The organism is Sphingomonas sp. BL-S-28 (assembly GCF_055521515.1).
The window spans coordinates 1,307,501-1,328,723 of record NZ_CM145483.1 but is presented as its reverse complement, the minus strand read 5'-3'; the positions used below and the strand labels follow the sequence as shown (position 1 = coordinate 1,328,723).

Sequence of the window (21,223 nt, the reverse complement as noted above, 5' to 3'; positions counted from 1 at the left end):
GGCACTATCCCGACACTTGATCTTCCAGCGCGACGCCTTCGATGGTGATGCGGTGCATCTCGCGCCGGTGGCCGTGATAGTCGTTGTAGGCGTAGTGCCAGGTGGCGCGATTGTCCCAGAAGGCGATCGAACCGTCGCGCCAGTGGAAGTCTTCCTGGAATTCCGGCTTTTTGGCGTGTTCGTACACTTCGGCCAGCAGATCGGCGGATTCTTCTTCGGCCAGCCCCAGGATGCGCAGAGTGAAGCTGGGGTTCACATAGACCGCGCGCTTGCCGCTCAGCGGATGGACGATCACCACCGGGTGGACCGGATCGTCCAGCACGTCTGCAGCGGCGGAATTGCCGATGCGGCCGTCGCTGCGGGTATCCTGCACGGCTTCGTAGACCGCCGCCTTGCTGCCGAAGACGTGGCGCGCGGAATGCACGGCGCGGCGGCCTTCGATGCGTTCGCGCAGCTTTGCCGGCAGGCCGTCATAGGCGGCATACATCGATGCGAAGGCCGTGGCGCCACCCTCTGGCGGCAGCTCGCGCGCGGCAAGGATCGAACCCAGCGCCGGTTCGAAGTCATAGGAATGGTCGGTATGCCAGCCGCCGCCGATATTGTGCTGCTGGTCGGGCTCTTTCACCACCAGCGCGATTTCCGGATAGCCGGGGTGCGCGGCGAAGAACCGGTTGATGTTGATCGGCCCCCAGCGCCGCGCAAAGGCGATATGCTGGTCTTCGGTGATCGACTGGTCGCGGAAGAACACCACGCCATGTTCGGCAAAGGCTTCGCGAACCCGGGCGAAGTCTTCGTCCGACAGGGTGTGCGAAAGGTCGATGCCAAGGACTTCGGCGCCGACGCGGCCATGCTTGCGGATTTCGAGTGCCATCCCGGGACCTCTGTTACGGATTACGCCTGAATGCCGCCCGCTGCGGGAAACATCATCGCATCACTTCGAATTGGAAGAACATGATGCCTGGCGTTGTCGCCTTGGCGCCGCTCGTTTCGGCCATGTGCAGCGCGGAGCAATTGCTTCCTGGCTCAATGCCGCGGACCGGTGTCTGTGTTCGCCGGATTCCTCTCGGCCACATTCTCAACTTATTTAATTGAGATATGGCCGTCAAGCGGACCGAAGCGACGATGGCGCAGGATGCCAAAACCAATTCTTTGGGCCCGTGAAGCCGGCTTTGCCGACTTTGCCGACAGGGGCCCGATTTTCACGCCGTGCGGGGCAATTTCGCCGGGGCACGGCCCAGGTCCATTCTCTCCGCGACCATTTCGACATCGGTATGGGCAGGGATGACGAACCATTTTTCGGGTTCGGTGGCATTCACGGCAACGACCGCGCCTTTCGGGCAGAGCTTCAGGCATGGTGATTCCACCACAAGCAGGGGTGCCTTGCGGCCTTTCCTGCCGTCCGCCAGCTTTCGCAGTTCCTTTGCCAGGGGCTTTTTGCCCTGCTTGCCAAATCCGCCGCCGATCTTTTTCGAGCATTTGCTGCAGACAAGTACGACACGCTGGGTCTTGGCGGGCACGGTGCGAAGCATGATCGCAATGTAGGCACATTGCCCGGCGGTGCCAATATCCTCGGCCATGCGTGTTCCGTATCAGTCCGTAGGTTTGCGGAGGCGCACTCTGCGCGTTCGTCGTCCCGTAACTTCGTGGTATAACGCGAAGACCTGACGGACGGGGGCAAGTCATGAATGTGATAACGCTGGGCGACAGGGGCGCGAGCGCCGCCGCGAAAGTCGGCGCGGGTGCCGGCGTCAAGAAATCCTTTCGTTCGGACATTCAGGGACTGCGCGCGATCGCGGTGCTGAGCGTGGTTGCCACGCACGCTTTCCCGGCCGTGATTACCGGCGGCTATGTAGGCGTCGATGTATTCTTCGTCATTTCAGGCTACTTGATCACCGGAATTATCATGCGCGGTGTCACGGAGCATCGCTTTTCCATCCGCGATTTCTACGTGCGCCGGGCAAGGCGGATCGTTCCGGCAATGATCGTGATGGTGCTGTGCACCGCCGCCGCGAGCTATTTCGTTCTATCTCCCCAGAGTTATCGCGATCTGGGGCGCAACATCATCACGACGATGACGTTCGTTTCCAATTTCGATTTCCGAATGTCCACCAACTATTTCGGGACATCGGCCGATCTGCAGCCGTTGTTACACATGTGGTCCCTTTCCGTTGAAGAGCAATATTACATCTTCTTTCCGATTTTCGCCTTGGTGACCTTTCGCGTGGCGGGGCCAAAGGGGTTTTTCTGGGCCACGGTCGTTGTCTTCGGATTGTCTCTGGCAAGATCCGAAATGCTGGCCCGCGCTGCGCCCGGAGCGGCCTATTATCTTCTGCCTTCGCGTGCGTTCGAATTGCTGACCGGTTCGCTTCTGGCGCTGAACTTCATTCCGGTGCCCAGTCAGAAACGCGTGCGCGCGGCGGTTTCGCTCGCCGGACTGGCGATGGTTGCCATCGCGATATTCGGTTTCACCAGCCAGACGCGCTTTCCGGGTATCGCTGCCATCGTCCCCTGCATCGGGACCGCCATGGTGATCCTGGCCGGCGGCCGCGATGGCCACTCACCCGGCGGCAGGCTGATATCCGGCGGGCCGATGGTGTTCATCGGCAACATTTCCTATTCCTGGTATCTTTGGCACTGGCCGGTGCTGTCCATTACCCGGAACTACTTTCTTGACGAGATAACCTCCCTGCATGTCGTCCTGGCCGTTGCCCTTTCCTTCGTTCTCGCCTGTCTGTCCTATCGCTTCGTAGAGACGCCGTTTCTTGCGCCGGGCAGGCAGAATGTCCCGTATCTGAAGGTCAGTGCGGCGGCGCTTGCATCGGTTGCCCTGCTCGGCACCGGATTGCTGATCGGCAAAGGATTGCCCGAGAGATTTTCGCCCACCGCAAACGCCTACTTCTCGGCAGCTTCGGACTTCAACACCCAGCGCGCGAAATGTCATGACGACGGGGGATCGGTGATCATGCGATATGCCGAAAACTGCGCCTACGGCGCCCCGTCCACCCGTCCCGACGTGGCGGTTTGGGGGGACAGTCACGGCGCGGAACTGGCCGTTGCGCTTGGCGAGCGTGCGGCGAAATACGGCCGATCGGTGATGGAGATCACCACCTCGGCCTGCCCCCCGGCCCTGCAGTATTCGCCGACCGAACGGCCGCATTGCGCGGAGCGTAACGCAGAGTCACTGGCAGGCCTGGTGGGCGACGATCGGATCGCCACGGTGATCCTGGTCGCCAACTCGGAACGGTATCATGACGATAGCGAGAAGGTGATCGCAGGCATGGACAAATCGATCGATGCCCTGTTGCGCGCCGGCAAGCGCGTTGTGGTTGCGAAGCAAACACCCGTGATGAAAGCCGATCCGCCCACGAAACTGGGCTTTGCGAGCGCCAGAGGGCAACCCGTCGATACGATCGGGATCAGGGAATCCGAATATCGGGTCGAAAACGCCCGCTGGAACAGTTTCGTCGATGGACTTGCCAGGGAACACCGCCGCGATCTGTCGACTGTCGATCCCGCGAAGATGCTGTGCGGCGGCGGCGTTTGCCGGGCCTATGATCGCAAGACCGGTGCGCTCTATTTCAACGCCGAGCATCTGAGCGAAACCGGCGCCGCCTTCGCATTCCAGCCGCTGATATCGGCACTTTACAATTAGGATCCCTAAAAGCGGCTGACTTTCACGGTTCCGACCCATGGTGGGCCCCAGTCATGCCAACCCCTTCCGCCATGCCGACCCCTTCGAACTGCGGCAAAGAGCGAACCCTTTCCGAAGCCGTAGTCGCCGGAAGCCTGATCGCCGGCGGCATCAGAAAGGGGGCAAGCTTCAGGGACAGTCGCTGTTCGGCTTCGATGCGGTGCCGGGCCAGTGCTTGGCACAACGGCCCGTCGTCATCGGTGCGATGCCAGAACCCGCATATATCGGCGAGGGTTTCGCGTAGTACTCTTGCCGCTTCTCGGTCGACTTCAGTAATCCCGTTCATGGATGAATTCTGGTCCTTAAGCCCCTTCCACTACCAGTAGAACGGCAGACCGATCCTTGCGGTTCCATCATCGCCCGCGAGGCTGCGAAAATCCGTTGTCCTGAAAATCCGTTGTGCTGAAAATCGCGTCGGAACGGCAACTGAGCGCATGCGGCGGACCGATGCCGGGAACCGCAGGGCGCCGGGTTCGCTTCGCTTCCGAGGAAAGAGCGAGCCGTGAGCACAGCTCTTCGATACGGGGACGATCCGATGCGTGCATTTCCTTGCCCGAACTGTAGCCGCCTGCTGCATTTCGAGGCGCGGCTTTGCCCGGATTGTTCGGCCACGCTGGGATATGATCCGGCGGCCGACGCATTCCGGTTCCTGGCCGACAACGCCACCTGCTGGCGCGACGGGCACGGCGCCGCGGCCGACGTTGTCGTTTGCGCCAACAATGACGACTTCCAGATCTGCAACTGGCTGGTGCCGCAGGATGAGCCGACCGCGCTATGCCGCGCGTGCCGCCACAATCGCACCATCCCCGACCTTTCCGAGCCTTCGGTGCCGGCGCGATGGGCCAGGATAGAGGAGGCCAAGCGGCGGCTGTTCCATACGCTCCTGAAATTGCGACTGCCGCTGGAGACCCGGGCGCAGGCGCCGTGCGGCGGGCAGGGGCTGGCCTTCGATTTCCTCTACGATCGCGCCGCCGAGGAAGCGGGAACGCCGCAAGTCCTCACCGGGCATGACGGCGGCGTCATCACGCTCAACCTGGTGGAAGCCGACGATGCCGAGCGCGAGCGCATCCGGCACGCCATGGGCGAACCCTATCGCACGCTGCTGGGGCATTTCCGGCACGAAGTGGGGCACCATTTCTGGTCCCGCCTCGTCGGCAGCGATCCGGCCGAAGTAGACGCCTTCCGGGCGGTGTTCGGTGACGAGAGGGCCGACTATCAGGCCAGCCTTCAGGCGCACTATGCCGAAGGCGGCGGCAAAGTCTGGACCGACGATTTCGTCAGCTATTATGCGACGTCACACCCTTGGGAAGACTTTGCGGAGACGTTCGCCCACTATCTTCACATCGTGGACGTTCTGGCGACGGCCGGCGGTTTCGGGCTTTCGCTGTCTTCTATCGACGAATGGGCAGGCCAGTCGCCTTCGCCGGGTTTCGACCCTTACACGGCCGATGCCGCGCAGCTTGCGGAGATGATGGCGCCCCTGTCGTTCAGCATGAATGCCATGAACCGGGCGATGGGGCAGCCGGATCTCTACCCGTTCCATCTTTCCGCCGCGATCGTGCACAAGCTGGACTATGTCGCGCGGCTGGTGGCGAAAGCGGCGGAGCCGAAGGGGAGGGCGGACGGCGCGGTCCCGGCATGCGGAACCGTGGCCGAGTGAGCGATTACGCTTTAGGCCGCGCGGATAAATTCTGCCTGAACGATCGTCCGCTATTAGGAAGGCTCACAGCGTGCGCGGATGGCGGAAATGTCGGGGGAAGCGGACATTCGCGAGGCCTCGCCGATGACCCATTGTGGTCGAAGAGACTGGCAGCTTTGGATCGTGGCGGGAAAACAGCCGCCATTCCGTCTGTCGCCCTTCAAAGCGACAACTCTGGCGCATCTGGGCAAACTTAAACTCGCGGTCGCTGAGGAGCACGGTTCTCGATAAACCGGTAGGGCCATATATGAGCACCTCTCATAAATCAGGCGCCCATGATTTAGCAACCGATTTGCGGTAATTCGCATTGCACCCAATGACTGACGGAATGGGCAATGGCCTGGATATTTACGAGAAAAATAACTGGCGCGAACTATACTGAATTCGAAATCGAAAATCAGGTCTTCGCGAAAGATGATTCTTGGATAGCGTTCCTGCAAGGTCAGTCCCCTCCGTTGCCAAGAGAAAATTGGTCGGAGGCAACGCAAGTTCGGCCGACGAACGGAAGATTACCCGATATTTTAAATTTAAGTGTGGATCATGTGTGCAGCGATGTATTTAAGGACTTCGTTGAATCGTTTGAGCCTGGGGTCCATTTCTTTCGGCCGATCCAGCTTAAGCGGCATGGCGGAGAAATTATCGGGCAATATTTTATTTGGACAGTCGGCCAGGACGTAGACTGCATCCTCACCGACACTATGGGAAAATATTTCAAAAGGCGGCCTGAAGATGCGCGCTGCCGATTTCATTTTAGGGACGCGGTCAAAGCGGCCAGTTTAGCTCAACAATATCCAGAGAACAAATCAGAGCCCCCGATCCGAATTAGCAAACAATCGATAAATGGCCGACACCTTTGGATGGGAGGAACTTTAGCCAGAGAGCCTCGAGCGACTGCCCTAATCTTTATGTCCGATGAAATGCACGAGGCCTATAAGAAGCAGAAATTCCAAGCCATGAAATTGCTCGTTCAAGCCGAGGAAATTGATCTGCCTTGGTTCCCTGACGAAAATATGGGGCCAATATACGACAGCTGGCTTGAAAGACAGAAGCAATTAGATTTGCATTGGCCATCACGGCGCGGCACATACTTCTAATCACGGTCAGATTTGAGAAGAATTATTTCTCAACATCTCTGAGAGATCGCTACGCAAGCACTCTTCTGCGCATACCGACGATGAACCCCGCATTTCGAGCCTCTAAGCCCGGCGGGGCGCTGCCCCCTCCAGACATTGGCTGGCTGCGCCTTGCAAATGGTAGCCGACGATCTGCTCGCAGGATCACAAAGATGATCGCCATACGTCTGAATTGAGCGCCTCGTTGCCGCCAGCGCGACGTCAGCTCTGTCGGCGTGTCCGGAATGGCAGGTTTCCGGTTAAAACTCTGAAAATCGGCCATACCGCTTTGTCGGGAAAGCTGCCGTCGCAGAGGACTTAGAATTCTTAAGCGATACCGAGAGTTTCTGGAAGGTTCGATACAAATCCGACGCGGTCAGGATAAGATCCAACTAAGGATCGGATACCCTGCGTGAGTGCGGCGCGAGTTTCCGGTGCGGCCATCTGCAAATTTGCTGCCAAATCCTCCAACGCCGACACCGCGGCGTCAGGGTCGATGATCCGATCGTCCGAAAATTCCAAGAAAATCGCGACGTCGATTAGCGCCTTCATCACCTGCGGATCGAACATATGCAAACTCCTGCCCATGAGCCAATCCAAGGCGCTGGCAGAGGATTTCAATGCCCGCAATGTCGGCGTGTCCGGGACGGCAGATTTCGGAACCGAATCTCCGATTGCCGCCTTCCATCCCGCACCCGATTCCACCCACGCGACCTGGATCGGCGAACCGGGAGCCTGCTGAGGGTCAGGAACCGATCGTTATCGCTGCATTCGGATCGACCTTTCCGGAAAGCCCGGGCACTTCGTCAAGTTGGCGCAGTTCGGTGAACTTTCCGCGCTCCTCGCGAAAGCGGACGATCTCGAAACCGTGGCCTTTCAGGCATGGCACGGCATCCAGTTCCTCGGCGCTGGCGCTATTGATGTCGACAAGGCTACTCATCGGTAATTGCTCTGTGCTCCGCAGCGTTACAGATGCGGAGGAGAAATAAGATAAGTCTTGAATTGTATCTGCAATTGTTCGGCAGATATATTCAAAGATGTCCGGTGCAATAGGCAAGGAGAAGAATGATGGGGATCGGAACGCCAATCAACCAGAGAAGTCCAGAGCGCATGACAGTACTCCAATGTCCTGATGAATTATGGAAACCCCCGATCCGGCCTTAGGTTCCATGCCGATCGGCGGCCGCAATCGGGGTGAACCGCCATCGCGACTTGGCCTTTGCCTTCATCAGGGTTCAAATGGTTTGATAGGATCGCGGTTGTCTGCCATGATTTGCCGGTCTTCCCCTTGCAGAACACTGATCCATGCTGGAAAAGTGGCCAAACCCGGCGCGATCGCGTCCTCGTTTCCGCAATCGCCACCCCTCGTTCGGCGGCGCGGCCTCTGCGCTGCCGGGCATGGTGATTGCTGGCGGGCCGGGGCGCTTGAAACTGCCGTTCCGTACCGGCCTGGCCCTGAAAACCCTTCCAGCGATTGGCGCGGCGATGCTGTTGGGCGGCTGCATGAGTCTGCCGGCCGTGCGTACCGCGGAATGCGGCTATGCGCCCGGGCCGGCCATAACCTATTCGGCCGATGGCACTACGGCCTATGCCCGGATCGATGTGCTTACCTACAATATCGAGGGCCTGCCCTGGCCCGCGCGCCGCAATCGCGGCCCTTTCCTGCGGGAGATCGCGCAGCGGCTGGCGGCCTTTCGGGCGCAGGGAACGGGGCCGCAGATCGTCGTTTTCCAGGAGGTGTTCAGCAATACCGCCGCGCGCGCCGTCGTGGACGCCGATTACCAGAGCATAACCGCGGGTCCCCGTGCCCGATCGCGACAGGATCCCAATACGGAAGGCCCGCTGCCGGGCAATCGCCGCATCGCCAGAGGGGAAATTCGGGCGAATTTCCTGTCCAGCGGCTTGGTTACCGCAACTGATTGGCCGATCGTTTCGACACGCTATCGACCTTTTGCCCGCGGCAGTTGCGCGGGCTTCGATTGCTTGTCGAACAAGGGTGTTCTTTACGCGGAGATTGCGATTCCGGGCGTGCCCGGCACCATCGATATCTTCAACACGCATATGCAGGCCCGCCGCGCGTCCGGCGTATCGGCCGAACGGCACGCCCCCGCCCACCATCGCCAAACCGTTGAACTATCAAGCTTTGTCGATTCAAACGGAGATGAACGGCATCCCACGATAGTTGCCGGCGATTTCAACATGCGCAATTCCGACATTCGCTGGGACTTGTTCAAGCGAAAGATCGCTCTGGACAATGTCCATCGGTATTGTGCCGATAAACAGAGCGGCTGCGAAGTGCTGCAGGATTGGGAGCATCCCGACCAATGGCGCCGCGTGCAGGACAAGCACTTCTTCGCGCCGGGAGAGGTCGTGAAAATCCGGCCGGTCCGGGCGGAGGGCATGTTCGATGACGGGCCGAGCGGCCCGGTGCTTTCCGACCACGAGGGGTTTCGCGTGGTCTACGAACTGAGCTGGCCAGCGAATTCGCCGGCGACAGGCAGCATCTGCCCTGCCGTCCCGGCCACGGCACTGGCGCACTGATATCGGCATCCGCATTCACGCGGAAGCCGGCTTTGGGAGAACGGCGATGCGGGTACTTCTCGGAACCACGCTTCTGGCGGCGTTGTTGACGGCGGGAGTCGCCGCCAGTCAGGAAACCGATCCGCAGCCGATGAGTCAGCAGAGCGAGCGCGCGCTGCCAACGGCGCAGAACCAGGGCGGGCTTGAAGCGATCATCCATCGCGATGCGCGTTTCAGCGGCCCGTTCCAGTCGATCACGGGATCGCGAACGGACCTCAACCTCGGCTGGGAAGCGCGGTCGATACGGGTGCGAAGCGGCGAGTGGCAGATCTGCACGGGGCGCAATTTTACCGGCCGATGCACGACGATCGATCGCGATCAACCCACGCTCAATGCCCAATTCCGCAGCATCGCATCCATCCGGCCGACAGGGGGATGGGGCACCGGCGTCGGACAGTCCTTGCGCGGAACCGCGTCGGAATTCTTTCCCGCGCCGCGGCGCAATGGGCAGCGGATAGAATGCCAAGGCGGCTCCAACTGCGCACGGCAGGAAGCGAACCAGTTCTGCCGCTCGCTGGGATGGCTGGTTTCACGCAGCCAGACCACGGAAACGGATCAGGGAAGGACTTACGTTGCCGATGTCCTTTGCGCACGCGCCTTGTTGTAAGAGAGGCGTTTGAAAATTCGCGGAACGCGAATTTTTGCGGCACCGGCCCTCTCCCCCACCCTGCCACCCGCAGGATACTACCGTTGGGTGGCAGGGTGGGGGAGAGGGCCGGTGCCGCATTCAAACGGGCGCTATGCCCGTTTGAAAATTCACGAAGCCCGTCCCGCACTTAGCTGTACGCGAACTTGCTGGTCTGCGGTGCCACGCCTGACGGTGAGGTCGAGCATCGTTCCGATCGGCGTGCGCGCCAGAATGTCACGCAGCGCGGAAGCGGTGGCAGTGGGATGACCGGATACGGCCGTGATCACATCCCCCACTCTCAGCCCTGCGCGCGCTGCCGGACTGCCGGACGCTATCCCCGCGATCAGGGCGCCGGGAACCGGCGCTTCGCCCGTTGCCGCGGGCACGGTGTCGGTGATCGAAACGCCGATGCCGCCCCGGCGCACGGCGCCATGCGACAGGATTTCCGTGACGACGAAACGCGCCGTGGCGGACGGTACGGCAAACCCGATGCCGACATTGGATCCGGGCCCGTAGAGCGCGCTGTTGATGCCGATGATGGTGCCGTCCATCGCGATCAGGGCGCCCCCAGAATTGCCCGGATTGATCGCGGCGTCGGTCTGGATATAGCCTTCATACCCGTCTCTGCTCTGCCCCCTGCCAAGCGCGCTGACGATGCCGGAAGTCACCGTCTGCCCCAGCCCGAACGGGTTGCCGATCGCCAGTACCTGGTCGCCGACTTTCACTGCGTCCGAATCCCCCAGCGCGATCTGCGGAAGGCCGGTGGCATGCAGTCTCAACACCGCAAGGTCGGTGGGCGGATCGGTTCCCACCAATTCGGCGATGTAACGCCGTCTGTCCGTCAGCATGACCTGGATGACCTGTGCGGATTCCACCACGTGATTGTTGGTGAGCACGATGGCCTGCCGACCGTCTATGATCACGCCGGATCCGGCGGAAAGGCGGGTTTGCTGTTGCGGCGGCTCGCCGAAGTAGCGGCGAAAGAACGGATCGCGGAACAAGGGATTGTCCTGGGAAGGCGATCGCTGGGCCACGGCGATATTGACGACGGCGGGCGCGGTCTTGCCCACCAGTCCGGCAAAGCTTGCCGTGGCATCAACCCGCTGGACGGCTTCGGCGGACGTTGCCTTTTCAGGCGGTTTTTGCGCCCGATCGTCGCGGCAGCCCGCCGTCAGGGCCGTCAGGGCGAGCCATAGATGGGCCATTTTTCCGATAGTGCGCAATGGGGCCTCCTCCAGCGAAAGCGACGGTATGCGATTGCGATCGTTCTATGCGGCCAAACTCCACCGGTCAGGCGCTGGGGTTCCCCGAAAGGGGAGCTTCCCGTTTGCCCAACAGATCGCTGACCCAGCGGCTGCGCGGGTGTTCGCGGCAGAAGGTCAGCAGCGCGATCGTGATCGGCACGCCGATGAAGGTGCCCGGGAAGCCCCAGAGGAACGTCCATAGAAAGATCACGAAAAGCACCAGCGGCGGCGCCATCGACAGCACGTTGCCGGCGACTTGCGGCTCGATATAGCTGCCGACCATGAACTGGATCACATTGAGGCAGAGGAACACGACAATCACGGCCTGCCAGGTGTCGAACTGCAACATCGCCAGCAGCGTGGGCAGCAGAGTGGCGATGAACGGGCCGATGAAGGGGATATAGTTCAGCGCGAAAGCGATCACGCCCCATTCGGCCGCGAAAGGCAGGCCGACGATCCCGGCGAATGCCCATACCAGCAGGCCTGTCAGCACGCTCATGAGCGTGCGCACGAGCATGTAGCGGCGGAACTGGATCGCTGTGCTGCGGCTGGCGTCGATCAGGATGCGCGCGGCTTCCCGGTTGGCCAGCGCGGCGATACGGCGGCGCATGTCCTCCACCTCCAGCAGGCCCAGGATCACGTAAGTCAGCGTCACGATCCAGAAGATCAGCGTGGTGTGCAGATGCCCACCCACTTGCTGCGCGATCCGCAGCATCCGCGCCGTGTCGAAATGCTCGATCAACAGGCCCTGCACCGAAATCCCGTGCCCCTCAAACCAACCGAGGGCATTCTCGTAGGCTGCCTGATAGTGTGCCGCATCCGTCAGCAGCGACCGCCATACGTGCCCGACCCCCCAGACGATCGCGGCGGCGAAGCATAGGCCGACCGAAACCGTGGCCATCATGGTGAACGCCAGCGCCAGCAGTTTGGGCATCAGCGACTGCAGCCATTGCTGCAAGGGCCAGACGATGGCGATGATGAAAAGCGCGAATGCCAGCGGCGCCAGAACGCTGCTTGCCTGCCGGGCAACGACCAGCACCAGAATGGCGGCAATCATGCCGACCGATGCGGTGATTGCTCGACCGGCCATATTCGCCCCCATGCAGGTGAACGCTGGCAGAGACGATACCCGCATATGGGCAAGCCAGACAAGATTGATGGGGAAGGCCCCTAGAGAGGCACCGGGAAAGGCCTGAGAGAGGCGCGAGAAAGCTTGGCGGACCTGCTTCCGACCTATCGACGGAATTGATATAAAATTATCATTTCAATTCACTTCCGTAATGCGCCCGGCCGTGCGACTTCAAGGCGAGCGGCCCGAACATGACCGGGCCGCATAAACGAGAGAGGCGATGGCAGTCCGGAATCGGATTGCGCTGAAGGCGATGACGGACTGCGCGGGGCCGCGGCGAAAGCGCGCCTGCGGGCACTGCCATACCCGACTTCTCATGTGTGATCCGCAGCCCCGCCAAGGGGCCCGTAAGTGCGTGGAGTGAGTGCGAAAATGGTCGAAGCCGCATCCCTGAACATCCTCGTCATCGGTGGCGGGATCGGCGGCCTGTCGGCCGCGATTGCGCTGCTTCGCGCGGGGCATAGGGTGACCGTGATCGAAAAGGATCCGGCATGGTCGGTCTACGGCGTGGGCATCATCCAGCAGTCCAACGTGGTGCGGGCGATGGACCAGCTTGGCGTGCTCGACGCGTTTCTCGACGCCGCCTGCGGGTTCGATGCGGTGGAGATCTACATTCCGGACGGAACCCGCGTTGCCCGCATTCCCACGCCCGCGCTGGTGGAGGGCAAGCCTTCCAATGTCGGCATCGGCCGCCGTGCCCTGCAAAAGGTGCTGGGTGACAGCGCGCGCGAACTGGGCGCCGAGGTGCGGCTGGGCCTGACCGTGGTGACGCTCGATCAGGAAGAAAACGGCGTCCACGTTCGCTTTTCGGATGGTGGCGAGGGCGATTACGACGTGGTCGTCGGTGCGGACGGCGTCTATTCGCAGACCCGCCAGATGATCCTGCCCGACGCCGAGAGCCCCGAATTCACCGGCCAGTCTGTGTGGCGCTACAACTTTCCCCGCGCCGAAGGGCTGGACGCCCTGCATGTCTACAACGGGCCGACCGGGGTGGGTCTGGTGCCGATGTCGGCCGACACGATGTATATGTACGCCACCACGCCGGAGCCGGAAAACCCGCGCTATGCGGTTGAGGGCCTGGCCGACCGGATGCGGGAGAAGCTCGCCTCCACCGCTCCGGCGATCCGCGAACTGGCGCAGGCGATCACCGAGGACGAAGGCGTGGTCTATCGCCCGCTGGAAGGCATGATGGTGCATGGACCCTGGCACAAGGGCCGCGTCGTCCTGCTGGGCGATGCCGTCCACGCCACCACGCCGCACCTGGGGCAGGGTGCGGGCATGGCGATCGAGGATGCGATCGTGCTGGCCGAGGAACTTTCGATCCACGCCGAGCCCGAGGAGGCTTTCGAGGCCTATCGCGCCCGCCGCTACGAACGCTGCCGCTACATCGTCGAGGCTTCTCTGGCGATCTGCCACGGCCAGATCGGCAAGGGCCCGCCGGTCGATAATCACAAGGCCACCGCAGAGATGTTCGCGGTCGTCAGCCAGCCCATTTGATATTTTGATTCAAGGAATTGCAGCCATGAGCCGAGTGACCGAAATCCGTTACGTCGGATATGGCGTCGAGGATTTCGACGCCGAACGCGCCTTCTACACGCAGGATTGGGGATTGGAGGAAGTCACCGCTTCCGACGACTACGTCTGGTTCAAGACGCAGGGGCATGACGAACATCACGTCGTCCGCCTTCACAAGTCCGCCGCCAATCATGTCGAAGTGATCGCCTTCGCCGCCGACAGCCGCGAGGATGTGGAAGCCCTGCACGGCAAGGTCGTCGCGGCGGGCTGCAAGGTGATCTTCGCGCCGCGCGAACTGGACGCGCCGGGCGGCGGTTATGGCTTCCGGTTCTTCAGCCCCGATGGCCTGCCTTTCGAGATTTCGGCGGGTGTCGAGCGGCTGTGCAAGCGCGACATGGCGCGCTGGGAAGGCGTGCCGGTGAAGATCAGCCACATCGTCATGCACTCGCCCGATCATCAGGCGCTGGTCCGCTTCTTCACCGATGTGCTGGGCTTCAAGGTGAGCGACTGGCTGGGCGATTTCATGTGCTTCCTCCGCTGCAACGAAGCGCATCACCGCGTCGCCATCCTGCCCGGGCCGCCCTGCCTCAACCACGTGGCCTACGACATGCTTTCGGTGGACGACATGATGCGCGGCATCCACCGCCTGAAGCAGCGCGGCACCGATCTGCGCTGGGGGCCGGGACGCCACACGGCGGGCAACAACACCTTCAGCTACTTCACGACGCCGGCCGGTTTCGCGGTCGAGTACACTTCGGAACTGGAAGAGGTCGATTTCGAGACGCACCAGCACAAGGTCCACATTCCCGGGCCGCAGGTCATGGACCAGTGGGGTATCGGCGTCGGCGGCCCGCAGACGATGCCGCATCCCGCGCCCGACGCGCGGCTGTTCCAGCCGGCTGACGCCTGATGCGGCGCGGGCTTCGGATCGCGGCGCTTGCCGCCTGTGCCCTTGCGCTGGTTTCGGCGCGGGGGCCGGACAGTCTGACCGAGCGTAACCGCGCGGTCGTGACCGATTTTGCCCGCCTGTTCTACACCGAGCGCAACGTGCGCGCCGCCTTCGAACGCTATGTCGCGGCGGACTACATCCAGCACAATCCGGCCATCCTAGACGGGCGGGAAGCGGCGATCGCCATGCTGGAGCCGAAGTTCTCCGCGCCCGGCGCTTCGTTCGATGTGAAGCGCATTCTGGTCGATGGCGACATGGCGATGATCCACCTCCACGGCCGCCCCTCGCCGGACAATCCCGGCGGTGCGGTGGCCGACATCTATCGCCTGAAGGACGGCCGGATCGTCGAGCACTGGGATGTGCTCCAGCCGATCCAGACGCAGACCGTCAATCCGCACCCCTATTTCTGATTACAGGAGCCCCCCTTGGCCCTCTTCGAATACTTTCCGAACTACATCTGGAACCTCTCGGTATCGATCGCGATGGAATCGGGCGCGCAGCTCGGTGAGATCATCGACATGTGCCAGCCGATCCGCGACGCCGCGGCGAACGGCGCCGATGCGGGCACGCCGCAGTTCATGAAGGCCTGGGCGGCGATGGGCGACAAGCTGCTGGAACTCGCCGCCGAGGACGAGGCGAAGGGGCGCAAGTTCTCCGCCTCCAACAAGCTGGAGCGGGCTTCGCTCTATCTCATCACGGCGGAGCGGATGCAGGGCCACGGCCACCCCGGCCGCAAGGAGACTTACGCGAAGGCGCGCGATGCCTTCGACCGCTCGACCGCGCTCGGCCGTCTGAACCGGGAGCGCGTGGAAATCCCGCTGGAAACGGGCACGATGCCGGCGTTGTTCACGCGCGCGCCCGGAGAGGGCCGCAAGCCCGTGGTGGTATTCTGCAACGGCCTCGATAGCTGCAAGGAACTGCTCTACTGGACCCGTCTGCCGCAGGAACTGGCGCGCCGGGGCATTTCCACGCTCTGCGTCGATCAGCCCGGATCGGGCGAGGCGCTGCGCCTTCAGGGCCTGCCCGTCGATCCGCATTCCGAAAGCTGGGCGAGCAAGGCGGTGGACTGGCTGGAGCAGCAGGGCGACGTCGATCCCGCGCGCATCGGCATGACCGGCATCTCGCTCGGCGGCCACTTCGCGCCGCGCGCGGTCGCCTATGAGCCGCGCTTTGCCTCGGGCGCGGTCTGGGGTGCCAACCACAACTGGCGCGAAGTGCAGGACAAGCGCATGGCGCGTGAGGGTGAGAACCCGGTGCCGCACTATTGGGCGCACGTTCACTGGGCCTTCGGGGCCGAGGGTCAGGACGATTTCCTTGCGAAGTCCGAGGCGATGAACCTCAACGGCCACATGGGTTCCATCCGCGTGCCGTTCCTCGTCACCCATGGCGCCAACGACCGCCAGATCAGCGTGGACTATGCCGAGGATCTCTACGACCAGCTGGTCAACTCGCCTCGCCGCGAAAAGGTGATCTTCACGGACCGCGAAGGCGGCGTGGAGCACGTCGGCGCCGATAATATGGCTTATGGCCGCGACCTGATTTCCGACTGGTTTGCCGAGACTCTCGGAGGAGAAACCGCATGACACGCCTTGTCGATCTCTCGATTACGCTCTGCAACGATGTGGTCAGCGATCCGCCGTTCCTGAAGCCCGAGATCACCTACCAGACGCATATGGACACGGCCGGCGAGCTGGACATGTTCTTCCCCGGCGTGACGGCCGAGGACACGCCGGACGGCGCTGGTTTCGCGGCCTCGGAGTGGGTGAAATTGACCACGCACAGCGGCACGCATCTTGATGCGCCCTATCATTTCCACCCGACCATGAACGGCAAGGACGGGGCGCCGGAGCGCTCGATCACGATCGACGAAGTGCCGCTGGAATGGTGCTTCCAGCCCGGCGTGAAGCTGGATTTCCGGCACTTCCCCGATGGCTACGTGGTCACCGCCAAGGATGTGGAGGATGAACTCGCCCGCATCGGGCATGACCTGAAGCCGCTCGACATCGTGCTGGTCAACACCGCCGCCGGCAAGGCGCTGGGCGAGCCCAATTACGTCAACCGCGGCTGCGGCATGGGCTATGAAGCTACGATGTACCTAACGACGCGCGGCGTGCGCGTTACCGGCACCGATGCCTGGTCGTGGGATGCGCCGTTCAGCTACACCGCCGAAAAGGTGAAGGAAACCGGCGATACCTCGCTGATCTGGGAAGGGCACAAGGCGGGCCGCGACATCGGCTACTGCCACCTTGAAAAGCTGCACAATCTGGAAGTGCTGCCCGGCCACGGCTTCACGGTCTCGTGCTTCCCGCACAAGATCAAGGGCGCCTCCGCCGGCTGGACCCGCGCGGTCGCGATTTTTCAGGACTGACCATGCGCCTTGCAACGCTGGAGAACGGTCGCCCGGACGGCGAACTGGTCGTCGTGTCGGGCGACGGCGCGCGCTATCTTGCCGCGCCGGGGCTCAACCTGTTGGCCGCGATGGAGCGCTGGGAGGCGGCGGAAGCGGACTTGCGCCGTCTGGCCGCAGTGCTTGAGGGCGGCGGCGGTCATCTCGACCCAGCCCGATTGCGCGCGCCCTTGCCGCGTTCGTGGCAGTGGCTGGACGGGTCCGCTTTCGGCACGCACGGCGAACTCATGCAGATCGCCTTCAATCTGCCTCCGGTCGATACCGATCGTCCGCTGATGTATCAGGGCATGTCCGATCGCTTCTACGGCCCCAACGATCCGGTGCCTTTCGTCGATCCCGCGCATGGCATCGATTTCGAGGGCGAGTTCGGCGTGATCGTCGATCACGTGCCGATGGGCACGCGGGCGGAGCAGGCGCTGCAGCACGTCAAGCTGGTGGTCCAGATCAACGACTGGTCTCTGCGCGCCATCGCCCCGGTCGAGATGAAGACCGGGTTCGGCTGGGTGCAGGCCAAGCCGCCCTGCTCGATGGCGCCGTTTGCCGTCACCCCCGATGCCCTCGGCGAAGCGTGGCGCGACGGCCGCGTCTGCATGGACCTTGCCGTCGAGTGGAACGGCGTGCGGTTTGGCGCGGCGAGCGCGGCGCAGATGGATTTCGGCTTTCACGAATTGATCGCCCACGCCGCGCTCACCCGCGATCTCGTGGCCGGAACCGTGATCGGATCGGGCACGGTGTCCAACCCGAACTATGCCGAAGTCGGCTCCAGCTGCATTTCCGAAGTCCGCGCGATCGAGATCATCCGTGACGGCAAGCCGAGCACGCCGTTCATGGCCTTCGGAGACCGCATCCGGATGGAAGGCCGCATGGCCGACGGCTCTGCCCCGTTCGGAGCCATCGATCAGCAGGTCGTTTCCAAACAGCTGACACCCGCCTAACGTCCGGCCGGCGAGGGGGCCGCCCCTTCGCGCGACGGAAGGCTTACGAGTGCGTTACAAGGGTCTCGATCTCAACCTGCTGCATGCGCTTGACGTGCTGCTGGAACTGCGCAACGTCAGCCGCGCCGCCGACCGATTGGGCCTCAGCCAGTCGGCGGTCAGCGCGGCACTGGCGCGGCTGCGGCAGTATTTCGGAGACGAATTGCTGGTGCTCGATGGCCGGCGCATGCACGCGACGCCGTTTGCGGAGCAGATGACCGAGCCGCTGCGCACGTATTTGAGCGCAACGGACTCGCTGCTGGCCTCCACCCGGCCGTTCGATCCCGCCGAAACGCCGCGCACTTTTCGCGTGATCGCGTCGGACTATGTGGTGGCTGCGGTGCTCGTCCGCGTGGCGGAACGGCTGGCGCGGGAGGCGCCGCTGCTGCGCTTCGAATTCATCTCGCCCGACGAAGGCTCGCTGGAACGGCTGAAGCACGGCACCGTCGATCTGATGATCAGCCCGCGCGACTATCTGCTGAGCACGCATCCCACCGAAGACCTCTACGAGGAACGCATCGTCGTCGCCGGCTGGGACCAGAACCCGATCTTCGCGCGCGGAATGGCCGAGGACGATTTCTTCGCCGCCGGCCATGTCGCCGTCGCCATCGGCAGCCACCGCGAAACCACCTTTGCCGACAAGTACATGCGATCGCTGGAGCGGGAGCGGCGGATCGAGGCGGTGGTATCCTCCTTCACCCTGGTGCCGTGGATGCTGCGCGGGACGATGCGGCTGGCGCTGATGCATGAGCGGCTGGCCGAAGTGCTCAGCCATGCATTGCCCATCGCCTATACCGCCGTGCCGTTCGAGTTCCCGAGCATGTGGGAAGTGGCCCAGTATCACCGCACCCGGTCGACCGACAGCGGCCTGCGCTACCTGATCGATCAGGTGCGGCGGACGGCGGCGGAGGGATGATCGGTCCAGTTATGATACACCGGATCACTTATGGATGAAATGATCCTTATGTGCTAAATCGCTGTCTTCTGTATCGAAGGGATGGCAGCGATGGCCGCACCAGCCAGTGAAGCGACGATGGACCGGCGCATGCGCAAGACGCGCCGGGCGATCCGCGATGCGCTGCAGACTCTGCTGCAGAACGGCGGGATCGAGCAGATCACCATCAAGGACATCGCCGCCGAAGCCGATATCGGCTACACCACGTTCTTCCGCCATTTCGCCTCCAAGGAGGCCGCCTTGGCCGATCTCGCCGATACCGAGGCGGCGGAACTGATCGAATACAGCTTTCCGCTGCTGGCTTCCGAAGACAGCCGCGCTTCGTGCGTGGCGCTGTGCCGCCATGTCGAGGAAAAGCGGCGCGTCTGGTCGGCGCTGCTGACCAGCGGCGCGGCGGGGATCGTGCGCGAGGCGCTGACCGCCCATACGCTGGAACGCGCGCGGGACTGGCCATCGGCGCGGACCTGGCTTCCCGAAGGCGTGGGCACCGTGCTGATCATCGGCCTGACTGTGGAAGTGCTGACCTGGTGGCTGTCCAGCGCACGACAGCTTTCGGCGGAGCAGGTGGGAGAGATCATGGACCGCCTTTTCGTCGCGCAGCTCATCGCGCAGTCAGACTGATTCAGAGCAGGTATGCGGCGGCCATCGCCACCGCAAAGCCGATCAGCCAGGCATCGGTGATCCCGCGCAGACGCACACCGGCGTGCCGGACGTCCATGAACTCGCGCAGGATCACCCGCACTTTGATCAGCGCGATCGCCATGACGCCGAACGCCACTGCGGCATCGGGCCGCAATGGGCCTTTCCCGTGATGTGCGCCGATCCACCACGCCAGCAGCGTGATCGCGGTCAGCGCAAACCAGCTCAGCAGCAATCTGCGCGGTCCGGAGAGTTTGTCAGGCGGGGACAGGTTCATGCGATCACCTCATCACATAGATCAGCGCGAAGATGATGACCCACAGGAAGTCGACCATGTGCCAGAAGGTGGCGCCGGTCTCGATGATCTCCTGCGATCGTCGGGCAGGGTTGGCGATCTGGTGGACCACCACCCCCAGCGCGATGAAGCCCACCATGACGTGCAGCAGGTGCATCGCGGTCAGGAAATAGTAGAAGGAGAAGAAGGCATCGGTGGTGAAGGTAAGGCCCTTGCCGATCTCCACGCTCCATTCGTAGAGTTTCAGCCCGGTGAACGCGATGCCGCCGGCAATGGTCAGCCAGGCATTGCGCAGCGCCGCGCGGTAGTCGCCGGCGCGCGATCGCTCCACGCAGCGCGCGATCGACCACGAACTGGTCAGCAGCACCACGGTATTCAGCACGCCCAGAGAGAGGTTGAGGTGTGCCTGCGATTGCAGGAACGCCTCTGCATTGCGGCGATAGAAGAACGTGTAGACCACGAAATAGGCGGAGAAGGTGAGCGCCTCGATCATCACCAGCACCCACATGTCCGGCTGGCCCGGAGTGATTGATGCGGGTGTTGTGGATGCTGATGGTCGGACGGCAAGGGCAGGCTGCGTCATGATGCGTCTCGCAAGGATCAGGGACGGTTCGGCAGATAGTCGCGGGCGGGGTCTTCCTGCTCGATCAGCTTCTTCAGGTATGTGATGAACACGCCGGTGTAGATGCCGAAGACCACCATGTTGATGTAGAAGGCGATGGTGCCGTCCCACGCGAACGGGCCGCTCTTCACGATGCAGCAGGTGGCGACCACGAACTCGGTCAGCGCATTGCAGATGTTGAAGTACCCGAACCATTTGGGCAGCACGCCGTTGCGGTCGAGCAGGATGGCGACGGCCCAGACCACCGAACCGACAAGGAATATCCCCATCGTCCCGCTGAACGACAGAAAGCCCATGTCGTAGAGCAGGCCCAGCAATCGCGGATCACGATCCGGCCGCATGGCGCCGACGACCAGCGCAATGCAGGTCAGCAGCATTCCCGGCACGGCCGCCAGCGAATAGAGCAGCAGATAGGCATAGGCGAAGGCCGGGCTCACTGACATGCGCCGGATCGAATAAGTGATCAGCGCCGTGGAGGCCGTGGCGAAGGCACCCATCATGAAGATCACGCAAAAGCCTGCCAGCAGCCCGTCGTGCTTGTCCGCGAACCACTGGGCGATCTGCGACAGGCTCCACCATGCCTTCGGCGGCGGCTGGGTGCGCGTCACCACGAAGAAGACGATGCCGAAGACGTTGTAGAAGACGACGATGGTGTACCACGCCAGCCATAGCTCCAGCTTCGGGTGATGGCGCCAGTTTCGTGCGATCTTGCCGGTCGGTTGGTGCGCGGCTTCGGCGGCGAGCGTGCTCATGCCGAAGTGCCCGAATGCGTGCGTTGATGCCG

General features: G+C 62.5%; 24 protein-coding genes. 14 read left to right on the top strand and 10 right to left on the bottom strand.

Going from position 1 to position 21,223, the window contains the following annotated elements; translation table 11 throughout:
• Positions 1-4: 4 nt before the first annotated feature.
• Together ACZ1JC_RS05605 and ACZ1JC_RS05600 are read right to left on the bottom strand one after the other, a co-directional pair.
• Positions 5-871 (bottom strand): TauD/TfdA dioxygenase family protein, encoded by an 867-nt coding sequence (locus ACZ1JC_RS05605; protein ID WP_465138915.1) that lies wholly within the window; start codon positions 869-871, stop codon positions 5-7.
• A gap of 328 nt (positions 872-1,199) precedes the next feature.
• Positions 1,200-1,577 (bottom strand): (2Fe-2S) ferredoxin domain-containing protein, encoded by a 378-nt coding sequence (locus tag ACZ1JC_RS05600; RefSeq protein WP_465138916.1) that lies wholly within the window; start codon positions 1,575-1,577, stop codon positions 1,200-1,202.
• Between the two features lie 104 nt (positions 1,578-1,681).
• Here ACZ1JC_RS05600 and ACZ1JC_RS05595 point away from each other — a divergent pair, with 104 nt between their 5' ends.
• Positions 1,682-3,652 (top strand): acyltransferase family protein, encoded by a 1,971-nt coding sequence (locus ACZ1JC_RS05595; protein WP_465138917.1) that lies wholly within the window; start codon positions 1,682-1,684, stop codon positions 3,650-3,652.
• A gap of 22 nt (positions 3,653-3,674) precedes the next feature.
• On the opposite strand, the gene ACZ1JC_RS05590 is transcribed toward ACZ1JC_RS05595, so the two are convergent.
• Positions 3,675-3,977, bottom strand: a complete 303-nt coding sequence (locus tag ACZ1JC_RS05590; protein WP_465138918.1) for a hypothetical protein — start codon at positions 3,975-3,977, stop codon at positions 3,675-3,677.
• A gap of 249 nt (positions 3,978-4,226) precedes the next feature.
• Here ACZ1JC_RS05590 and ACZ1JC_RS05585 point away from each other — a divergent pair, with 249 nt between their 5' ends.
• Entirely contained in the window at positions 4,227-5,351 is a 1,125-nt protein-coding gene (locus ACZ1JC_RS05585; protein ID WP_465138919.1) for a zinc-binding metallopeptidase family protein, read from the top strand.
• 374 nt (positions 5,352-5,725) lie between these two features.
• The gene (locus tag ACZ1JC_RS05580; RefSeq protein WP_465138920.1) at positions 5,726-6,484 is read left to right on the top strand and encodes an imm11 family protein; all 759 of its coding nucleotides are present in this window, start codon (positions 5,726-5,728) and stop codon (positions 6,482-6,484) included.
• A gap of 345 nt (positions 6,485-6,829) precedes the next feature.
• On the opposite strand, the gene ACZ1JC_RS05575 is transcribed toward ACZ1JC_RS05580, so the two are convergent.
• Positions 6,830-7,072, bottom strand: coding sequence for a hypothetical protein (locus tag ACZ1JC_RS05575; protein WP_465138921.1), 243 nt, complete (start codon positions 7,070-7,072; stop codon positions 6,830-6,832).
• Positions 7,073-7,088: 16 nt separating this feature from the next.
• On the opposite strand from ACZ1JC_RS05575, the gene ACZ1JC_RS05570 reads away from it, so the two are divergent.
• Positions 7,089-7,244 (top strand): hypothetical protein, encoded by a 156-nt coding sequence (locus ACZ1JC_RS05570; protein ID WP_465138922.1) that lies wholly within the window; start codon positions 7,089-7,091, stop codon positions 7,242-7,244.
• Between the two features lie 3 nt (positions 7,245-7,247).
• Here the strand turns inward: ACZ1JC_RS05570 and ACZ1JC_RS05565 are convergent, their stop codons facing one another.
• On the bottom strand, positions 7,248-7,442 hold the full coding sequence (locus tag ACZ1JC_RS05565; RefSeq protein ID WP_465138923.1) for a ComEA family DNA-binding protein: 195 nt from the start codon (positions 7,440-7,442) through the stop codon (positions 7,248-7,250).
• Positions 7,443-7,807: 365 nt separating this feature from the next.
• Here ACZ1JC_RS05565 and ACZ1JC_RS05560 point away from each other — a divergent pair, with 365 nt between their 5' ends.
• Positions 7,808-9,043 (top strand): endonuclease/exonuclease/phosphatase family protein, encoded by a 1,236-nt coding sequence (locus ACZ1JC_RS05560; RefSeq protein WP_465138924.1) that lies wholly within the window; start codon positions 7,808-7,810, stop codon positions 9,041-9,043.
• A gap of 46 nt (positions 9,044-9,089) precedes the next feature.
• The gene (locus tag ACZ1JC_RS05555) at positions 9,090-9,689 is read left to right on the top strand and encodes a beta/gamma crystallin-related protein (RefSeq protein ID WP_465138925.1); all 600 of its coding nucleotides are present in this window, start codon (positions 9,090-9,092) and stop codon (positions 9,687-9,689) included.
• A gap of 149 nt (positions 9,690-9,838) precedes the next feature.
• Here ACZ1JC_RS05555 and ACZ1JC_RS05550 read toward each other — a convergent pair whose 3' ends face one another.
• Together ACZ1JC_RS05550 and ACZ1JC_RS05545 are read right to left on the bottom strand one after the other, a co-directional pair.
• Positions 9,839-10,915 (bottom strand): trypsin-like peptidase domain-containing protein, encoded by a 1,077-nt coding sequence (locus ACZ1JC_RS05550; RefSeq protein WP_465138926.1) that lies wholly within the window; start codon positions 10,913-10,915, stop codon positions 9,839-9,841.
• Positions 10,916-11,000: 85 nt separating this feature from the next.
• The gene (locus tag ACZ1JC_RS05545; protein WP_465138927.1) at positions 11,001-12,044 is read right to left on the bottom strand and encodes an AI-2E family transporter; all 1,044 of its coding nucleotides are present in this window, start codon (positions 12,042-12,044) and stop codon (positions 11,001-11,003) included.
• A 411-nt stretch (positions 12,045-12,455) separates the two neighbouring features.
• On the opposite strand from ACZ1JC_RS05545, the gene ACZ1JC_RS05540 reads away from it, so the two are divergent.
• The 8 genes from ACZ1JC_RS05540 (at position 12,456) to ACZ1JC_RS05505 (ending at position 19,504) form a co-directional block, all read left to right on the top strand.
• Positions 12,456-13,580 carry an FAD-dependent oxidoreductase gene (locus ACZ1JC_RS05540; RefSeq protein ID WP_465138928.1) on the top strand — a complete coding sequence of 375 codons (1,125 nt, stop codon included), beginning with the start codon at positions 12,456-12,458 and terminating at the stop codon, positions 13,578-13,580.
• Between the two features lie 25 nt (positions 13,581-13,605).
• Positions 13,606-14,508: a VOC family protein gene (locus ACZ1JC_RS05535; RefSeq protein WP_465138929.1), complete on the top strand. Its 903-nt coding sequence runs from the start codon at positions 13,606-13,608 to the stop codon at positions 14,506-14,508.
• Positions 14,508-14,957 carry a nuclear transport factor 2 family protein gene (locus ACZ1JC_RS05530; protein ID WP_465138930.1) on the top strand — a complete coding sequence of 150 codons (450 nt, stop codon included), beginning with the start codon at positions 14,508-14,510 and terminating at the stop codon, positions 14,955-14,957. Before ACZ1JC_RS05535 ends, ACZ1JC_RS05530 begins: the two co-directional genes overlap by 1 nt.
• A 15-nt stretch (positions 14,958-14,972) precedes the next feature.
• Positions 14,973-16,130: an alpha/beta hydrolase family protein gene (locus ACZ1JC_RS05525; protein WP_465138931.1), complete on the top strand. Its 1,158-nt coding sequence runs from the start codon at positions 14,973-14,975 to the stop codon at positions 16,128-16,130.
• Positions 16,127-16,915, top strand: a complete 789-nt coding sequence (locus ACZ1JC_RS05520) for a cyclase family protein (protein ID WP_465138932.1) — start codon at positions 16,127-16,129, stop codon at positions 16,913-16,915. The genes ACZ1JC_RS05525 and ACZ1JC_RS05520 overlap by 4 nt, the downstream gene beginning before the upstream one ends.
• Before the next feature lie 2 nt (positions 16,916-16,917).
• Complete coding sequence (locus ACZ1JC_RS05515) at positions 16,918-17,889, top strand: fumarylacetoacetate hydrolase family protein (protein WP_465138933.1); 972 nt, start codon at positions 16,918-16,920, stop codon at positions 17,887-17,889.
• Between the two features lie 49 nt (positions 17,890-17,938).
• Positions 17,939-18,844, top strand: coding sequence for a LysR family transcriptional regulator (locus tag ACZ1JC_RS05510; protein WP_465138934.1), 906 nt, complete (start codon positions 17,939-17,941; stop codon positions 18,842-18,844).
• Positions 18,845-18,934: 90 nt separating this feature from the next.
• On the top strand, positions 18,935-19,504 hold the full coding sequence (locus tag ACZ1JC_RS05505; RefSeq protein ID WP_465138935.1) for a TetR/AcrR family transcriptional regulator: 570 nt from the start codon (positions 18,935-18,937) through the stop codon (positions 19,502-19,504).
• Position 19,505: 1 nt separating this feature from the next.
• Here the strand turns inward: ACZ1JC_RS05505 and ACZ1JC_RS05500 are convergent, their stop codons facing one another.
• The 3 genes from ACZ1JC_RS05500 to ACZ1JC_RS05490 are packed head-to-tail and all read right to left on the bottom strand — an operon-like array spanning position 19,506 to position 21,191.
• Positions 19,506-19,799, bottom strand: a complete 294-nt coding sequence (locus ACZ1JC_RS05500) for a cytochrome C oxidase subunit IV family protein (RefSeq protein ID WP_465138936.1) — start codon at positions 19,797-19,799, stop codon at positions 19,506-19,508.
• 4 nt (positions 19,800-19,803) lie between these two features.
• Complete coding sequence (locus tag ACZ1JC_RS05495; RefSeq protein WP_465138937.1) at positions 19,804-20,400, bottom strand: cytochrome c oxidase subunit 3; 597 nt, start codon at positions 20,398-20,400, stop codon at positions 19,804-19,806.
• A gap of 17 nt (positions 20,401-20,417) precedes the next feature.
• A complete protein-coding gene (locus tag ACZ1JC_RS05490) occupies positions 20,418-21,191 on the bottom strand; it encodes a hypothetical protein (RefSeq protein WP_465138938.1) in 774 nt (257 codons plus the stop codon).
• Positions 21,192-21,223: the final 32 nt, after the last annotated feature.

Bases quoted from the DNA above. Each gene is read 5' to 3' on its own strand.
- ACZ1JC_RS05605 (WP_465138915.1), bottom strand. From the start codon at position 871: ATGGCACTCGAAATCCGCAAGCATGGCCGCGTCGGCGCCGAAGTCCTT.
- ACZ1JC_RS05600 (WP_465138916.1), bottom strand. From the start codon at position 1,577: ATGGCCGAGGATATTGGCACCGCCGGGCAATGTGCCTACATTGCGATC.
- ACZ1JC_RS05595 (WP_465138917.1), top strand. From the start codon at position 1,682: ATGAATGTGATAACGCTGGGCGACAGGGGCGCGAGCGCCGCCGCGAAA.
- ACZ1JC_RS05590 (WP_465138918.1), bottom strand. From the start codon at position 3,977: ATGAACGGGATTACTGAAGTCGACCGAGAAGCGGCAAGAGTACTACGC.
- ACZ1JC_RS05585 (WP_465138919.1), top strand. From the start codon at position 4,227: ATGCGTGCATTTCCTTGCCCGAACTGTAGCCGCCTGCTGCATTTCGAG.
- ACZ1JC_RS05580 (WP_465138920.1), top strand. From the start codon at position 5,726: ATGGCCTGGATATTTACGAGAAAAATAACTGGCGCGAACTATACTGAA.
- ACZ1JC_RS05575 (WP_465138921.1), bottom strand. From the start codon at position 7,072: ATGTTCGATCCGCAGGTGATGAAGGCGCTAATCGACGTCGCGATTTTC.
- ACZ1JC_RS05570 (WP_465138922.1), top strand. From the start codon at position 7,089: ATGAGCCAATCCAAGGCGCTGGCAGAGGATTTCAATGCCCGCAATGTC.
- ACZ1JC_RS05565 (WP_465138923.1), bottom strand. From the start codon at position 7,442: ATGAGTAGCCTTGTCGACATCAATAGCGCCAGCGCCGAGGAACTGGAT.
- ACZ1JC_RS05560 (WP_465138924.1), top strand. From the start codon at position 7,808: ATGCTGGAAAAGTGGCCAAACCCGGCGCGATCGCGTCCTCGTTTCCGC.
- ACZ1JC_RS05555 (WP_465138925.1), top strand. From the start codon at position 9,090: ATGCGGGTACTTCTCGGAACCACGCTTCTGGCGGCGTTGTTGACGGCG.
- ACZ1JC_RS05550 (WP_465138926.1), bottom strand. From the start codon at position 10,915: ATGGCCCATCTATGGCTCGCCCTGACGGCCCTGACGGCGGGCTGCCGC.
- ACZ1JC_RS05545 (WP_465138927.1), bottom strand. From the start codon at position 12,044: ATGGCCGGTCGAGCAATCACCGCATCGGTCGGCATGATTGCCGCCATT.
- ACZ1JC_RS05540 (WP_465138928.1), top strand. From the start codon at position 12,456: ATGGTCGAAGCCGCATCCCTGAACATCCTCGTCATCGGTGGCGGGATC.
- ACZ1JC_RS05535 (WP_465138929.1), top strand. From the start codon at position 13,606: ATGAGCCGAGTGACCGAAATCCGTTACGTCGGATATGGCGTCGAGGAT.
- ACZ1JC_RS05530 (WP_465138930.1), top strand. From the start codon at position 14,508: ATGCGGCGCGGGCTTCGGATCGCGGCGCTTGCCGCCTGTGCCCTTGCG.
- ACZ1JC_RS05520 (WP_465138932.1), top strand. From the start codon at position 16,127: ATGACACGCCTTGTCGATCTCTCGATTACGCTCTGCAACGATGTGGTC.
- ACZ1JC_RS05515 (WP_465138933.1), top strand. From the start codon at position 16,918: ATGCGCCTTGCAACGCTGGAGAACGGTCGCCCGGACGGCGAACTGGTC.
- ACZ1JC_RS05505 (WP_465138935.1), top strand. From the start codon at position 18,935: ATGGCCGCACCAGCCAGTGAAGCGACGATGGACCGGCGCATGCGCAAG.
- ACZ1JC_RS05500 (WP_465138936.1), bottom strand. From the start codon at position 19,799: ATGAACCTGTCCCCGCCTGACAAACTCTCCGGACCGCGCAGATTGCTG.
- ACZ1JC_RS05495 (WP_465138937.1), bottom strand. From the start codon at position 20,400: ATGACGCAGCCTGCCCTTGCCGTCCGACCATCAGCATCCACAACACCC.
- ACZ1JC_RS05490 (WP_465138938.1), bottom strand. From the start codon at position 21,191: ATGAGCACGCTCGCCGCCGAAGCCGCGCACCAACCGACCGGCAAGATC.